16 protein-coding genes are annotated in these 14,509 nt (G+C 38.7%); 9 read left to right on the top strand and 7 right to left on the bottom strand.

What is annotated here, in order from left to right:
* Positions 1-76: 76 nt before the first annotated feature.
* A complete protein-coding gene (gene wecB / locus AC3B5B_RS01520; protein ID WP_489769137.1) occupies positions 77-1,228 on the top strand; it encodes a non-hydrolyzing UDP-N-acetylglucosamine 2-epimerase in 1,152 nt (383 codons plus the stop codon).
* A 99-nt stretch (positions 1,229-1,327) separates the two neighbouring features.
* On the opposite strand, the gene AC3B5B_RS01515 is transcribed toward wecB, so the two are convergent.
* The gene (locus AC3B5B_RS01515; protein WP_489769136.1) at positions 1,328-2,248 is read right to left on the bottom strand and encodes an aldo/keto reductase; all 921 of its coding nucleotides are present in this window, start codon (positions 2,246-2,248) and stop codon (positions 1,328-1,330) included.
* A 120-nt stretch (positions 2,249-2,368) separates the two neighbouring features.
* Here AC3B5B_RS01515 and AC3B5B_RS01510 point away from each other — a divergent pair, with 120 nt between their 5' ends.
* On the top strand, positions 2,369-3,724 hold the full coding sequence (locus AC3B5B_RS01510; protein ID WP_489769135.1) for a serine hydrolase domain-containing protein: 1,356 nt from the start codon (positions 2,369-2,371) through the stop codon (positions 3,722-3,724).
* 58 nt (positions 3,725-3,782) lie between these two features.
* Here the strand turns inward: AC3B5B_RS01510 and AC3B5B_RS01505 are convergent, their stop codons facing one another.
* Positions 3,783-4,229, bottom strand: a complete 447-nt coding sequence (locus AC3B5B_RS01505; RefSeq protein ID WP_489757290.1) for a GtrA family protein — start codon at positions 4,227-4,229, stop codon at positions 3,783-3,785.
* A gap of 22 nt (positions 4,230-4,251) precedes the next feature.
* Positions 4,252-4,701, bottom strand: coding sequence for a flavodoxin (locus AC3B5B_RS01500; RefSeq protein WP_489757291.1), 450 nt, complete (start codon positions 4,699-4,701; stop codon positions 4,252-4,254).
* A 199-nt stretch (positions 4,702-4,900) separates the two neighbouring features.
* Here AC3B5B_RS01500 and map point away from each other — a divergent pair, with 199 nt between their 5' ends.
* Genes map through galU form a run of 3 tightly spaced genes read left to right on the top strand, consistent with a single transcriptional unit; the run spans position 4,901 to position 7,601 of the window.
* Positions 4,901-5,689 (top strand): type I methionyl aminopeptidase, encoded by a 789-nt coding sequence (map, locus tag AC3B5B_RS01495; protein WP_489757292.1) that lies wholly within the window; start codon positions 4,901-4,903, stop codon positions 5,687-5,689.
* Between the two features lie 12 nt (positions 5,690-5,701).
* The gene (locus tag AC3B5B_RS01490; protein WP_489757293.1) at positions 5,702-6,655 is read left to right on the top strand and encodes a YihY/virulence factor BrkB family protein; all 954 of its coding nucleotides are present in this window, start codon (positions 5,702-5,704) and stop codon (positions 6,653-6,655) included.
* A gap of 52 nt (positions 6,656-6,707) precedes the next feature.
* Positions 6,708-7,601 (top strand): UTP--glucose-1-phosphate uridylyltransferase GalU, encoded by an 894-nt coding sequence (gene galU / locus AC3B5B_RS01485; RefSeq protein ID WP_489757294.1) that lies wholly within the window; start codon positions 6,708-6,710, stop codon positions 7,599-7,601.
* Between the two features lie 131 nt (positions 7,602-7,732).
* Here galU and AC3B5B_RS01480 read toward each other — a convergent pair whose 3' ends face one another.
* Positions 7,733-8,029, bottom strand: coding sequence for a hypothetical protein (locus AC3B5B_RS01480; RefSeq protein WP_489769134.1), 297 nt, complete (start codon positions 8,027-8,029; stop codon positions 7,733-7,735).
* 47 nt (positions 8,030-8,076) lie between these two features.
* Here AC3B5B_RS01480 and AC3B5B_RS01475 point away from each other — a divergent pair, with 47 nt between their 5' ends.
* From AC3B5B_RS01475 to AC3B5B_RS01460, 4 genes are all read left to right on the top strand, one after another.
* Positions 8,077-9,255, top strand: coding sequence for a thiolase family protein (locus AC3B5B_RS01475; protein ID WP_489769133.1), 1,179 nt, complete (start codon positions 8,077-8,079; stop codon positions 9,253-9,255).
* Positions 9,234-10,499, top strand: coding sequence for a hydroxymethylglutaryl-CoA reductase, degradative (locus AC3B5B_RS01470; protein ID WP_489769132.1), 1,266 nt, complete (start codon positions 9,234-9,236; stop codon positions 10,497-10,499). Before AC3B5B_RS01475 ends, AC3B5B_RS01470 begins: the two co-directional genes overlap by 22 nt.
* Positions 10,483-11,643, top strand: coding sequence for a hydroxymethylglutaryl-CoA synthase (locus AC3B5B_RS01465; protein WP_489769131.1), 1,161 nt, complete (start codon positions 10,483-10,485; stop codon positions 11,641-11,643). Before AC3B5B_RS01470 ends, AC3B5B_RS01465 begins: the two co-directional genes overlap by 17 nt.
* A gap of 383 nt (positions 11,644-12,026) precedes the next feature.
* The gene (locus AC3B5B_RS01460; protein WP_489769130.1) at positions 12,027-12,449 is read left to right on the top strand and encodes an OsmC family protein; all 423 of its coding nucleotides are present in this window, start codon (positions 12,027-12,029) and stop codon (positions 12,447-12,449) included.
* A gap of 8 nt (positions 12,450-12,457) precedes the next feature.
* On the opposite strand, the gene AC3B5B_RS01455 is transcribed toward AC3B5B_RS01460, so the two are convergent.
* The 3 genes from AC3B5B_RS01455 to rlmD are packed head-to-tail and all read right to left on the bottom strand — an operon-like array spanning position 12,458 to position 14,477.
* Positions 12,458-12,733, bottom strand: coding sequence for a hypothetical protein (locus AC3B5B_RS01455; RefSeq protein ID WP_489769129.1), 276 nt, complete (start codon positions 12,731-12,733; stop codon positions 12,458-12,460).
* Positions 12,730-13,077 (bottom strand): hypothetical protein, encoded by a 348-nt coding sequence (locus AC3B5B_RS01450; RefSeq protein ID WP_489769128.1) that lies wholly within the window; start codon positions 13,075-13,077, stop codon positions 12,730-12,732. Before AC3B5B_RS01450 ends, AC3B5B_RS01455 begins: the two co-directional genes overlap by 4 nt.
* 23 nt (positions 13,078-13,100) lie before the next feature.
* Positions 13,101-14,477 (bottom strand): 23S rRNA (uracil(1939)-C(5))-methyltransferase RlmD, encoded by a 1,377-nt coding sequence (rlmD, locus tag AC3B5B_RS01445; RefSeq protein WP_489769127.1) that lies wholly within the window; start codon positions 14,475-14,477, stop codon positions 13,101-13,103.
* Between the last annotated feature and the right edge of the window lie 32 nt (positions 14,478-14,509).

Raw genomic sequence — 14,509 nt, 5'->3', positions numbered from 1 at the left:
ATATGCCGCAAATTATTAAATAAATCATAAAAAAACTCCTAGTGTAAATAAAATAGGTGATTGAGGAGGAACACTTTTGCAAAAAATCAAGGTTATGACGGTTTTTGGAACGCGTCCAGAAGCCATTAAGATGGCACCTTTGGTCTTGAAATTACAGCAGCAAGCCCAATACTTTCAAACCACCACAGTTGTTACTGCTCAACATCGAGAAATGTTAGATTCAGTCTTGGATATTTTTCATATTCATCCAGATTATGACTTGAACATTATGAAGAAAAAGCAATCATTAAGTGGAATTACTAGTTCAGTCTTGCTAGACATGGATGATGTTTTTGAACAAGAACAGCCGGATATTGTGTTAGTACATGGCGATACAACCACCACGTTAGCGGCTGCCATGTCAGCTTTTTATCACCAAACGGCGATTGGTCATGTGGAAGCGGGGTTGCGTACTTGGAATAAGTATTCACCTTGGCCTGAGGAAATGAATCGGCAAATGACCGATGATCTGGCGGATTTGTATTTTGCGCCGACGGAGCAAAGCAAAGCTAATTTATTAACTGAAAATCATCCAGCAGAACAAATTTTCGTCACTGGGAATACTGCCATTGATGCGCTGGAACAAACTGTCCAAAGTGACTATCATCATCACGCTTTAGATCTTGTTGACCATAATAAGCGAATGATTTTGGTGACCATGCACCGCAGAGAAAATCAAGGTGCACCGATGAAACGAGTGTTTCAAGCGATGCTAGAAGTCGTCCAAAGTCATTCTGATGTAGAAATTATCTATCCCGTTCATTTAAATCCAGTGGTTCAACAAGCTGCTCATGAAGTTTTAGGTGATCATGAACGCATTCATTTAATTGATCCGTTAGATGTGTTAGATTTTCATAATCTGGCTGCGCGGTCTTATTTTATCATGAGCGATTCTGGCGGTGTTCAAGAAGAAGCCCCAGCTTTAGGTAAGCCAGTATTGGTTTTACGTGACACGACGGAGCGTCCTGAAGGAGTTCAAGCTGGGACTTTGAAATTAGTAGGTACTGATCCCCAAAAGGTCAAAGCGGCAATGAGTCAACTGTTAGATGATTCCGCAGCTTATCAAGCGATGGCTCAAGCCAAAAATCCCTATGGTGATGGTTTAGCGAGTGAACGCATTTGTGCGGCTATTCGTTATCATTTTCAACAATTAGCGCAGCGTCCAGCGGAGTTTAGTTACCATAAATAAAATGAATTATTTGTTAAAAAAGATGTTCGCAGTAATACGAACATCTTTTTTCATGGTACTTTAAAAGTCATAAATTAGTCCTAACAATAGGCATTTGATTTAAGGTAAATCATGACCAGCTGCCAAGTACAGATCGTACCATTCTTGACGACTCAATGAAAAATCAGTACATTCACTGCTAGAGATAATATGTTTGGGCTGCGTAGTTCCTAAGAGAACTTGGATTTTGGCGGGATGGCGTAGAATCCAAGCAGCGGCAATCGCATTTTTATTAGTTTGATATTTCTGGGCCAATTGGGCTAAAACTTGGTTTAAATGCGGAAATTGTGCGCTATTAATAAAAGTTCCTTTCGAAAAATCAGCTTGAAAAGGTGACCAAGCTTGAAGGGTCAAGTGGTGTTGTTGACAATATTCTAAAGTGCCGCCAGTGCGATCAATAGCGAAAGCGTTGGCCATATTAACATGCAAGCCAAAGTCAATCAGTTGAGTATGAGCTAAGCTAAATTGCAATTGGTCTACAACTATTGGAGTAGATAAGCCTGATTGTAAAAGTTGAATCTGGGCGGCATTAAAGTTGGAAACGCCAAAGTTTTTGACTTTACCGGCTTGCTGTAGTTGTTGAAAAGCTGAATTAACTTCTGCTAAATCCATCAGTGGATCGGGGCGATGTAAAATGAACAAATCTAAATAATCGATTTGTAGGCGTTGTAAAATTTGCTCGACGCTGTGCAATAAATATCGCGCTGAAAAATCATAACGTTGCCCCGGGACAATACCAGCCTTAGATTGAATAATCCAATCTTCACGTTGAAAATTGCCTGTAGTGAAGGCATTACCGAAAACTTGTTCAGATTGACCATTGCCATAAATATCGGCAGAATCAATGAAATTAATACCACATTGTTGGGCAGCAATTAAATTAGCAGTGGCTTGAGCCGTGGATAAATCTTTCCAGCGCATAAAACCTAAAGCTACAGTGGATACTGGTGGTAAGTTTGGACTAATCTGCAAATATTTCATTGAAGAACCTCCTGATGAAAATAAGTATACGACGAAACGAGTTCGATTTGTACCAATTGACTTGGTAACTTGTTTTTTTAAATTAACTCTTTATAATATGATTAAAAAGGAGAAAATTTAATGGATTTTGCACAATTAAATGAAACTTTAGCTAATAGTATTCAACAGTTCAACTTGCCCGCTTGTGGAGTCGGAATAGCGAGTCATGATCAAACGATGGTTCAGGGATACGGTGATTATGATGATCAATGGGTCTTTCCCCTGTGTTCTATTTCCAAAAGTTTTCTGGCAACCACCATTTGTCAACTAGCTGATCAGGGCGTTTTAGATTTGGATAAACCGATTATTGATAGTTGGCAGCAATTTAAAGTTTATGATGATTATGCTACTAAACATTTAACGTGGCGTGATTTGTTATGTCATCGTAGTGGAGTGCCGGCACATGATTTAATGCGCTTTACCAATGGTCCACTGAGTTTAAGTCAAGTAGTCACGAAAGTGCCATATTTAAAACCGAACGTTGATCTACGCTATAAAATGCAATACAGTAACTTAATGTTTGCTGAATTAACATTTGCGTTAGAGCAGGTTTTAGGAACGGATTATTATTCTTATCTACAACAACATCTATTAACAGATTTAAACTTAACTAATACTTATGTACATGATGAAGCAGTAGCGTTAGAACAAATTGCTCCAGCTTATTTGCCAGAAGGTAATCATTATCGTCCAATGCAATTCATGTCTCCTGGTCATTTAGGTGGGGCCAGCAGTATGTTAGCAAAGCCACAAGATTTATTGACCTGGGCGCAATTTCAATTGCAGAATTATCAACAACAGTCACATAATAATGCGGCGCAAATGTATCAACCACAAATTGTTATGCAACCTAGTCGCAATTATGCCCAGCCACAATTGAGTGCTTACGGCTTTGGAATGATGATGGAAACCTATCGCGGGTATAAATATTTTTATCATACGGGTTCTTTTATTGGCTATTGTGCAATTTTAGGTTTTGTACCGGAATTAGATTTAGCTTTTGGCATGGTCACCAATTTAGATTCAACAAATGCAATGTTTGGTTTGGCTTATCAAATAATTGATCAAGCAGCTCAATTACCAACAGTTGATTGGACACACAAGATTTTACAAGATGACCATCAAAAAGCTAGCCAAAAAAAGCAGCAGCTACAACAACAATTTGGGGCTACTAAACAAGTTGTTTTGAGTCGTCCAGAGTGGTTAGGTGTCTACGCTAATCCGGGGTATGGTCGCTTAGAGTTGTGTGCAGAGCAGGGGCAGTTGCATATTAAATTTGCGCAATTTGATTTTGCTATTGTCACTGATTTAAAGGGACAAGCTTGGATTGATATTGCTCCATTGAATAAAATCGTACAATTAAACATTACGCAACAACAAATTGCTTTGTTTGCAGAAACAGCACTAAATGAACCGATCATTTTTTCACGGCAGTAATAATGATGGTAATTAAAAAAGGTGAGACTTTTATCTCACCTTTTTTTTGATCGTGCTTTCATTTTTCACGATGAATCCGCTGATGTAGATGTTGAATCATGGCGCTATTTTCTCGCAAAAAAATAGCTTGCGTGGATAAATAATTGACTAAACCAACGATGATTTGGTCTAACATTTTAGCAATTAAATTGTTCCATTGTAACAGGCTGATGCCAATCCACATCAAAATATTATCTAAAATTAATGACAGTAACCGCTGCGAAAGGAAAAGTCCACTTTCTTGGATAAAAGTTTTCCAATTTTGATAGCTGCTTTGAAAGACAATTTTTTTGTTAACAATGAAAGAAAAAACATTCGCAATCAGCCAGGCGACAGTATTGGCAACTAACATATTAATACGCCAGTGATTGTGTAAAATATGAAAAGCAAAGACATTAATAACAGAAGCTAAGAAACCATAAAATGTGTAAACAATAAAATCGCGATGCTTTTTATAGATATCCATGAGTCAACTTCTTTTCTCTTACTTAGAATAGGTCAATCAATGTTTGGGCAAAGTGGTCTAATTTAGCAATATCGGCGCTCTGCGGGGCGAGCTCTACTTTGACACTAGTGGCGCCTTTGATGGCTCCAGCTTGTTCAAATGCTTGTTCAAAATGATCAACTGCAATGGCAAAATCTTGATAAAAAGTATCGCCTGAACCACAAACACCAAAGATTTTGCCTGAGAGGTCGGCTTCTTGTAAGTCATGATAAAAGTCGAGGCCTTCGTCTGGAATGTTACCTTCTAAGCCATCAGAATAAGTGTAACTAACCACAATACAGAGATCGGCGGTTTGAAAATCTTGGACATCAGTTTGGGAGATTTCTGAGACGTCCACTTCCATCTTGGCGTTTTCAAAATCTTCACTTAAAATATCTGCCATATCTTCATCATTACCAGTCATACTGGCATAAACGATTTTTACTTTTGTCACGAATCTTGCTCCATTCCCATAATCTCGGCAACTATTATATCATAATTTTGATTTGGATAAATTACTAGCTAGATACTTATTAATAAGTTTAAAAATTCTAAAATTTTTTGAGCGTTTGAAAGTAAAAAGGAAATTATTAGTCAATTATTCGTCCGTTGAGCTATAATAAAATTAGCGTGAAAGAGTGGAGGTAACTTGTTTGATTACATTAAAATCAGCTAGAGAAATTGAAGGTATGAGAAAGTCAGGTGCTTTGTTGGCGCAAACCCATATTGGTTTACGGAACATTATCAAACCGGGAATTTCTAGTTTTGAAATTGAAAAGTTTGCTGATAAATTTATTACAGATCATGGTGGGCATCCATCAGAAAAAGGTTTTGAAGGCTATCGTTACGCAACTTGTGTGTGTGTGAATGATGAAGTAGCGCATGCAGAACCACGCCACAGTTTGATTTTAAAAAACGGCGATATTGTGAAAGTCGATATGACAGTTGAATTGGATGGTTATCAAAGTGATTCCTGCTGGTGTTATGCTGTGGGGGAAATTTCGCCCGAAAAAAAGCATTTGATGGAAGTCACTAAAAAAGCTTTATATTTAGGAATTGATCAGGCTCAAGTCGGTAATCGCTTAGGTGATATTGGTTACGCTATTCAACATTATGTCGAAGATCAAGAACATATGGGTGATGTGCGTGATTTAATTGGTCACGGGATTCAACCGACGATGCACGAAGCACCGAATGTGCCCCATTATGGTGAACCAGGCAAGGGCTTACGGCTCAAAGAAGGCATGACTATTACCATTGAACCAATGGTTAACTTGGGAACTTGGGAAATTACCAGCAAGTTTACAGATAATAATTGGGAATATTTTGTGTCAGCTGATGGAACTCCTTCAGCTCAGTATGAGCACACCTTGGCTATTACCAAAGATGGTCCTAAAATTTTAACTTCGCAAGATCCTATTGGTGATCAAAAATATTTGTAAAAGGATAATAATTTGGCTTCTGATAAAGAAAAACAGTCCTTATTTGCTTCTGATTTAACGTGGTTTCAAAAATTGATTTATTTTTGTCAATTAGTGATGCAACGGATTAAAAGTGGCAATATTGGGCTTTCTTCCAAAGCAGTAGTTTATTACGGCTTACTGTCATTTTTTCCACTAATTTCATTGGTTGGTAGTGCGTTACCATTATTTCATTTGGATCCGCAAATGTTACTAGGATATGCCCAAAATTTAATGCCGACGCGTTTAATTAAATTTATTGATCCAATCTTAACTAAATTATTGACTCAAAAAAGTAACGGGCTACTGTCATTTGGTATTTTGGGAACACTCTGGTCTAGTTCAGGGGTGGTTAATATTTTGAAACGGAGTATTAATCAAGTTTATGGATTAGATAATCAAACTATTTATACAAAAAAATCATTGTTAAATTTTCTTATTCTAAGAAGTGTAGCGATTTTGGTAACCACTTCATTAATTGTGATTTTGTTAATACTGTTTTTGACAGTTTTAGTTGGGCAACAATTATTAAATTGGTTGCAATCCTATGTTTTATGGGGACCGAAGTTACTACAAGAATTTATTCATTGGAAATGGCCGGTAACCGGTTTGGTTTTAGTCGTCATCTTACTAGTCGCCTATATCTTTTTGCCGAATTCTCACGAAAAGATTAGTTATGTTTGGCCAGGAACGGTGTTTACAACAATAGGTTTTAGTTTATTATCACAAGGCTTTTCGTTATATATTAAATATTTTGGTAGTCGCTGGCATTCTTATGGCACGATTGGTACTTTTTTTATTCTAGTATTGTGGCTTAACTTTCTTGCGTATATCTTTTTGATCGGGGCTGCCATTAATGCCGCTGTGCTTCAAGCATTTCAAGGTCAGTTAGAACAATCTGGTGGTTTAAAACAGTTTTACCAACAACGAAAAAATCACCATAAATAGTTATTTTGTTGTATGATGAGAACATATTTTACCATGAGAGGAACAATTATCTATGGAAAAAGTTAGAAAAGCGGTTATTCCAGCAGCAGGATTAGGCACCCGATTCTTGCCCATTACTAAGGCAATGGCAAAAGAGATGTTGCCCATCGTGGATAAACCTACGATTCAATTTATTGTGGAAGAAGCCAAAGCTTCCGGAATTGAAGATATTTTAATTATTACTGGCAAGGGTAAACGCCCCATTGAAGATCATTTTGATTCAGCACCAGAATTAGAACAAAATTTGAAATCTAAGCATAAAGATGAACTATTGAAAGTGGTACAAGATACAACCAACATTGGTGTAAATTTGTATTTTACGCGTCAGTCATATCCTAATGGTTTAGGGGATGCGGTGAGCTTAGCCAAGTCTTTTGTAGGTGACGAACCGTTTGTTGTAATGCTTGGTGATGACTTAATGAAAGATCAAGTACCGTTGACCAAGCAATTGATTAATGATTATAATGAAACGCATGCTTCGACCTTAGCTGTCATGCAGGTTCCTCAAAAAGATGTTTCTAAGTACGGAGTGATTGATCCAGATGGCGAAGTTAAGCCAGGATTATATCGGGTTAATAATTTTGTAGAAAAGCCCGCTGTGGAAAATGCACCAAGCAATTTAGCAATTATTGGGCGTTATTTGTTGACGCCGGATATTTTTGCTATGCTGGATACGCAGGCTCCCGGTGCGGGCAACGAAATTCAACTAACAGATGCGATTGATCGCTTAAATAAAACCCAACGGGTGTTTGCACATGAATTTACAGGCGAACGATTTGATGTTGGTAATAAATTTGGTTATATGAAAACTAGTATTGAATATGGGTTGAATCATCCCGAAGTGAAAGATGAACTTCGCAAATATATTATTAATTTAGGCCAACAATTAGCAGCAGATAAAAAATAAAATATTATGATTTTTGGTCATGATATTTGGCTGTGCGTGCTTATTAGTAGCTGGTTTCTAGTGACAGCTGACTTGGTCAGTTTAAAGGGCAAGTTTATTACTCAATTGCTAAGCGGCTTTTGAGTGTAGTATTACTTGAGATAAATATGTTTATCACCAAATCTTAAACCAAAGATTTGGTGATATTTTTTTGAAAATTTCACGTAAACTAAGGCTTGAGCAGATTTGGTTTTAAGCAGAGTGATTAATTCCCAAACTTGATAAGAATGATTGTGAGATTGCAAATTTAATATTAAATAATGATTTTCATTAGTAAATTCTGATGATATACTAGAGATTCCCCAAGTTTTATGCTGATTATCTTCATAAAAAACTAGTAAATTAGTTTTCACATCCAGCAAAAGTTTTATTAAAGTTTGAGTGTCCATTGTGGCCTCCTTAATGATTATTCAATAAATTAACAGGAGTAAAAAGTTTGAATTTGAATGAGATTGTAATTACTGCTGCCTATCGGACGCCAACCGGTAAATTTCAAGGTAGTTTCAAAGATTTTACAGCAGTTCAATTGGCAACCCAATTATGTCAACAGATTTTAGTGAAAGAAAAGATCGCTCCCCAACTGATTCAGCAGGTGATTTTAGGTAGTGTTTTAACGGCGGGGAGCGGACAAAACATTGCGCGCCAAGTTCAGTTAAATGCTGGGTTAGATTTGACAGGGACGGCAATGACTGTTAATCAAGTCTGTGGTTCAGGGCTGAAAGCAGTTCGACTAGCGCAAAGCGCATTAATGTTAGATGATGCTCAAGTTGTTTTGGCTGGCGGTGTGGAAAGTATGTCGCAGGCACCAGCAGTGGCAGCGCGCTTGACTAAACAAGATTTTGCAACCGATGATTGGCAGGATACGTTGTTTAATGATGGTTTGACGGATGCTTTTAGTCAGCAACCGATGGGAATCACAGCAGAAAATTTAAATCGAAAATATCATTTAACGCGGCAGCAGTTAGATCAATTTGCACTACAGTCACAACAAAAAGCGGTGCAAGCGCAAGCTGCTGGTTGGTTTGATGAAGAAATTTTGCCGATTACGGGGTTGTCGGCCGATGAAACCGTGCGCCCGCAAACTACGTTATCGGCTTTACAACAATTATCCCCCGCATTTCAGGCTGAGGGGTTAGTGACAGCGGGGAATGCATCACCGCTAAGTGATGGTGCTAGCTTACTTGTCTTAACGACTACTAATGTGGCCTGTAGGAATCAATGGCAACTACTGGCTAAAATTACCGCTTATCAAGAAGTGGGGTACCAACCGCAATTAATGGGTTATGCCCCAGTAATTGCTATTCAAAAATTACTGGCGCAAAAACAGCAAACAGTTGCCGACATTGATTTGTTTGAAGTTAATGAAGCATTTAGTAGTCAAGCTTTGTTAGTGCAACAAGAATTACAAATTGCTGATAGTCAATATAATATTACTGGCGGTGCTTTGGCTTTGGGACATCCGTTAGGTTCTTCTGGCGCTCGTATTTTAACTACTTTAATTCACAATTTACAGCGAACTCACCAACATCGCGGGATCGCAGCCCTGTGTATTGGTGGTGGTCAAGCAATAGCATTAGAGGTGGAAAATTTGCAATGGTCAAATTCTATGAATTAACAACTAATCAGCGTTTACAGCAATTATATCAGACGGGAATTTTAACGACAGCAGATTTAGAATTATTACATTCTTATCCTAATTTGCCAACGGCTATCGCGACTAATTTAATTGAAAATCAAGTTGGAGTTTTTGGAGTGCCGCTAGGTTTGGCAGAAAATTTTGTGATTGATGGACAATCGTTACTGATTCCCATGGCCACGGAAGAACCATCAGTGATTGCGGCTGCCAGTAATGCCGCCAAGCGTTGTTTGGCAAAGGGTGGTTTTCAAACAACAGTCCAACGCGCGGGCTTAATTGGTCAGATTGTGTTTGAAGGACAATTAAAAACCCCACAGATTTTTTTGGATCAGCATTTAGCAATGATCCGCCAGGTTGCCCTGAGCGCACATCCAAGCCTAGAACAACATGGTGGAGGATTAAAACAAGTTAGCGTTCATGTGTCAGCCGACTTTGTGGAATTTCGGTTATTAATTGATCCCGGTGAAGCTATGGGCGCTAATATAGTCAATACTCTGGCTGAGGCAGTGGCCCAATATTTAGCCACACAACTGCCACAGTTAAGTTTGTTAATGGCCATCTTGTCTAATCAGGCCCCCCAACAATCAGTTACGGCAACAGCCGCTTTTGCCTTACCTGATTTGGCGACGAAACACGATACCGGTAAAGTCGTAGCTCAAAAAATTGTCGCTGCCACCCAGTTTGCCCAAGAATCTACTTTACGGGCTGCAACGCATAATAAGGGCATTATGAACGGTATTAACGCTGTAGTGTTAGCCACCGGTAATGATCCGCGCAGTATTAATGCGGCGAGTTATGCTGGATTATCCAAGCAGCAACCAACGTGGACTTCTTGGCAAATCCAAGATGAATTGTTAGTTGGTCGAATTACAATTTCGTTGCCCTTAGGTAGTTTAGGCGGTGCAATTTCGACCTTACCCATGGCCCAATTAAGTATGAAAATTTTGCAACAACCTTCTGCACGACAGTTAATGAGTATTGTTGCTAGTGTGGGGTTGGCTTCAAATTTAGCGGCACTCAGAGCTTTAGTCACACAAGGCATTCAAGCCGGACATATGAATTTACAATTTAAAAGTTTAGCGTTGATGGCCGGGGCTACAGCAACAGAGGTTGAACCAGTAGTTAAACAATTACGGTTAGCACCCACCAAGGCTAACTTACAAACAGCTCGCCAGATTTTACAACAATTACGTTTAGGAGAAAATTATGAAAGTCGGCATTGATAAGATTGATTTTTATACACCCAACCAATATTTAGATTTAAAAGATTTGGCTAGTGCCCGCAAAGTGGACCCCAATAAATACTTGATTGGGATTGGCCAACAAAAAATGGCTGTAGCACCATTAGATCAAGATATTGTCTCTATGGCGGCTAATGCGGCTGAGCCGTTATTGACGCTTCAAGACCAACAGCAATTGGGCTTAGTGATAGTAGGTACGGAAAGTGGCGTTGATCAATCGAAAGCTTCAGCCCTCTTTGTTCAAGAGGTGTTAGCTTTACCAACTAATTTACGTGCCTTAGAAATTAAAGAGGCTTGTTTTGGAGCTACTGCTGGTCTGCAATTAGCAGCCGATTTTGTGCGCTTACATCCGCATAAAAAAGCCTTAGTAATTGCTAGCGATATTGCTCGGTATGGTTTAAAAAGTGCCGGCGAAGTCACCCAGGGTGCTGGTGCGGTGGCCATGTTAGTGGGGTCTGATCCACAAATTTTAGCTTTAGAAGAGCAGTCATTTTATATGAGTCAAAGTACAGGGGATTTTTGGCGCCCGAATTATTCGACGGAAGCTTTTGCTCGGGGGAAATACTCCGAAGAAGTTTACATCGCGATGTTTACAGAGTTATGGCAACAATTTGTGACTAGTGATGTATTGGCAGTGTCTGATTTGGCAGCCTTGTTATTTCATATTCCCTTTTCCAAAATGGGACGCAAAGCTTTAAAAAGTTTGGCCTCTAAAATTTCAGAACCGGATTATCAGCGCTTAACCCGCCGTTTTGAGGCAAGCATTATGTATGGCCAACAAGTGGGCAATATTTATACGGGTTCTTTGTATCTGAGTTTACTGTCTTTATTAGAAAATGATACCAGCTTACATCCGGGAGAATCGATTGGTCTATATAGTTACGGTTCGGGCTCAGAAGCAGAACTCTTTTTTGGTATTTTACAGCCACATTTTCGCGCTGGTTTAAACATAGAGAAGCATCAACAATTGTTGCGCCAGCGGCAACAATTAACGATAGAACAATATGAACAACAATTTCAACACAGTTTAGTGACTGATGGCTCGACCCAAGTTTTAGCCAATTCGGATCCGCAGGCGGCCCATCGTTTAGCTAAAATTGTTAATCATGAACGAAAATATCAATAAAATAGTAGAAATCGGTTACAAAACAGACTATAATAAAGACGTGGTGAGATGAAACCTTACTGCAACTGCTATCAGGATGCAATGTGCATCTTTCGATAAGGTGATAGTTTTAAAATGGATCAGGTAAGAGTTTCGGCAATTAGTCGAAAACTTTACAAATTCATTCTAAAGATAAAATTGGTCAATGCGGATGTTCCTGTTTATCAGACATCAAACTTTCTTATTTATTACAAGTAGTCTTTTGGATGAATTAATAGGCAAGTTAAAAGTTTTTGTGTCAAAATGGATTGGGAGCAGTTGCTTGTCTCATCTAAAAAAAGCCGGGGAAATCTTTCCTTGGCTTTTTAATTATCTAGTTTTTAGTAGAAAGAGAAGATGTAAAAATGTTGACAGATATTGCCAAAGCACACACATTATACGAGACAGATGTTTATAATCAAGATGGAATTCAAGGCTATGCTTATGTACCGCATGAGATTAGTGTAGCGGTTAGTGATCCACAAAAAGGTGATGTTCCGGGAACTAATCCTGAACAGTTATTGGGCTTAGCACTAAGTACTTGTTTAAATGCAACCTTACAGGCTATTGAGTCTGAACAAGGATTAGAGCATCGTGCCAGTGTGAATGTGCACGTGAAAATGATTAAAGCAAATACCGGCTTAGAATTTTTGGTGCAAGCGCGTGTCAATATTCCGGGCGTTAGTCAAGTTCATGCCCAAGCAATGGTCGACCAAGCCGAAAAACGCTGTCCAGTTTCTAAGCTATTAAGTGGCAGTCCTAATTATTCTGTCAAATTACTGAATTAGCTTTAGCTTCAGTTGCTACTTTGAGAAATGTAAATTTGATGGCTACGCGGAAATTCGCGCTTAAAAGCCGTTTGCAGTTGGTGTTTTAATTGCCGGTCCGTTAAAGAATAAGTCACCGTCTGGTTGAGATAACCGTGCTCAGTGAGGGTAAGCTGTTGATTAGCAATTAAGATAGTTAAGAAGCGGTCTTTTTTGCGTGTTAAAAGTGTTAAATTTTGCGCTTGTTTAGTTTTGGTAATTTTTTTAATTAGGGTTGCAGCTTGTTTAATGGGAATACTTTTCATAAACTAACTCCCTTTAAGACTTGCTTCAAGTCGTGAGTAAAGGTGGCTTTTTGGAGTTGGCTCGTAATGAAAATCACCTGTACTTGTTTATCGTAGACTGTAAAAGCGATGCGGGCTGAACCAATGGTTCCTAAATTGAGGCGCAATTCGTAACAAGGATGACCAGCAATTTTTTGCTCTGTAGCTAATTTAATCTTAGTCATGCCTGTACTTAGTTCGCGACTCAGGACGTTGGCGATTTTTTGTGACACGATTTGTTTTTGACCAGCATGTTTTTTAAAGAATGGTTTACAGCCGTGCCGATCAAAAGTAATCTGAAGAGAAGTTACTGAATTTTGTGGCATCGAAACAGTCCTTTCTACAAAACTTAATGGCGTTGAAGAATGGTTAAACTTTCGACATGTGGGGTTTGCGGAAACATATCCAAAGGTTGAATCTTTTTAACATGGTAACTTTTAGTTAACAGACGTAAGTCACGCGCTAAGGTAGAAGGATTACAAGAAACATACAGCAGTTTTTGAGGTCCTTGTTTCACCAGCAATTGTACTAAACTATGTTCTAAACCAGTTCTGGGAGGATCAACAACCAGTCCAGTGGGCTGAATGCCTTGCTGTAACCATTGGGGGTATAATTCTGCTGTGGTTCCTAATTGATAATGCGCATTGGTTAAGTGGTTGACTTGGGCATTTAAATTGGCGTCGTGGACAGCTTCAGGGATTATTTCACTACCTACAACTTGTTGAACATAAGGTGCGATGCTCAGGCCAATTGTACCAACACCGGCGTAAGCGTCGACAATAATGTCATGGGCTTGAGGGTTAAGGGCTTTTAGAACCAGTTGGTACAACTTTTGTGTTTGTTCGTAATTTAATTGTAGAAAAGCACGGGGAGACAGCAAAAATTGTTGTTGATTAATCACTTCAGGCAGATATTCTTGACCCCAAAGTAGTTTGGTTTCTTCACCCCAAATTTCACTCGTAGTTTTCGGATTATAATTTTGAAAAATTCCTTGGACTTCGGGAATGTCTTGCTGAACTAATTGTAAAAATTGTTTTAATTTTGGAAACTTACGGGAGTGTGTAATTAAAGTTAATTGGACTTCTTGTTGAGCGTGTGATTGCCGCACGACCACCGTTTTAAAAATTCCAGCTTGTTTTTGTTCATCATAAATCGGTAAGTTCAATTGTTCAATAATAGGAACCAAGCGTTGCAACACACTGAGTGTTAATTTACTTTGCGTCGGCATTTGAAGTGAATCAACTACTTGATGTGTGTGGTTTTGATAGAGTCCACAAGTGACGTGTCCGTTCTGGACTTGTAATTGAAATTGGGCTTTGTTACGATAATGCCACGGGTTAGCCATGCCAATAGTTGACGCTAAGAAATAATGTTGGTAGCCGGCTGGTTTGAAGTGCTGTAAGGCTTGCTTTAAGATGGAACGTTTGAATTTTAATTGTGCTGAGTATTTCAGGTGGGCCAATTCTAAACCGCCAACCTGATTGTACAAAGCAGGTGGCTGTAAATTGCGCCAAGAGCTGGGCTTTTGATAAGATAGCAATTTACCGCGTAAAAAATGAGGCTGGATTTGGGTAATTTCACATTGGATTAGTTCATTGGGTAAAGCTTGAGGTACAAAAACTAACTTTTGTTGGTAATAGCCGATACCTTCGCCGTTAATGCCCATTTTTTTGATAATAATTGAAATGATTTGTCCTATTTGAACAGTTGCTTTTTGATCTTTCAAAATTAGTTTCCTTTAAATTAAATTGTGACCAT

This window comes from Bombilactobacillus sp. ESL1187, assembly GCF_058107155.1.
The sequence above is the reverse complement of the archived record's forward strand: the minus strand, read 5'-3'. Positions and strand labels throughout refer to the sequence as shown.

Coding starts and splice junctions, on each gene's coding strand:
- AC3B5B_RS01515 (WP_489769136.1), bottom strand. CDS start 2,248: ATGAAATATTTGCAGATTAGTCCAAACTTACCACCAGTATCCACTGTA.
- AC3B5B_RS01510 (WP_489769135.1), top strand. CDS start 2,369: ATGGATTTTGCACAATTAAATGAAACTTTAGCTAATAGTATTCAACAG.
- AC3B5B_RS01505 (WP_489757290.1), bottom strand. CDS start 4,229: ATGGATATCTATAAAAAGCATCGCGATTTTATTGTTTACACATTTTAT.
- galU (WP_489757294.1), top strand. CDS start 6,708: ATGGAAAAAGTTAGAAAAGCGGTTATTCCAGCAGCAGGATTAGGCACC.
- AC3B5B_RS01480 (WP_489769134.1), bottom strand. CDS start 8,029: ATGGACACTCAAACTTTAATAAAACTTTTGCTGGATGTGAAAACTAAT.
- AC3B5B_RS01470 (WP_489769132.1), top strand. CDS start 9,234: ATGGTCAAATTCTATGAATTAACAACTAATCAGCGTTTACAGCAATTA.
- AC3B5B_RS01465 (WP_489769131.1), top strand. CDS start 10,483: ATGAAAGTCGGCATTGATAAGATTGATTTTTATACACCCAACCAATAT.
- AC3B5B_RS01460 (WP_489769130.1), top strand. CDS start 12,027: ATGTTGACAGATATTGCCAAAGCACACACATTATACGAGACAGATGTT.
- AC3B5B_RS01455 (WP_489769129.1), bottom strand. CDS start 12,733: ATGAAAAGTATTCCCATTAAACAAGCTGCAACCCTAATTAAAAAAATT.
- AC3B5B_RS01450 (WP_489769128.1), bottom strand. CDS start 13,077: ATGCCACAAAATTCAGTAACTTCTCTTCAGATTACTTTTGATCGGCAC.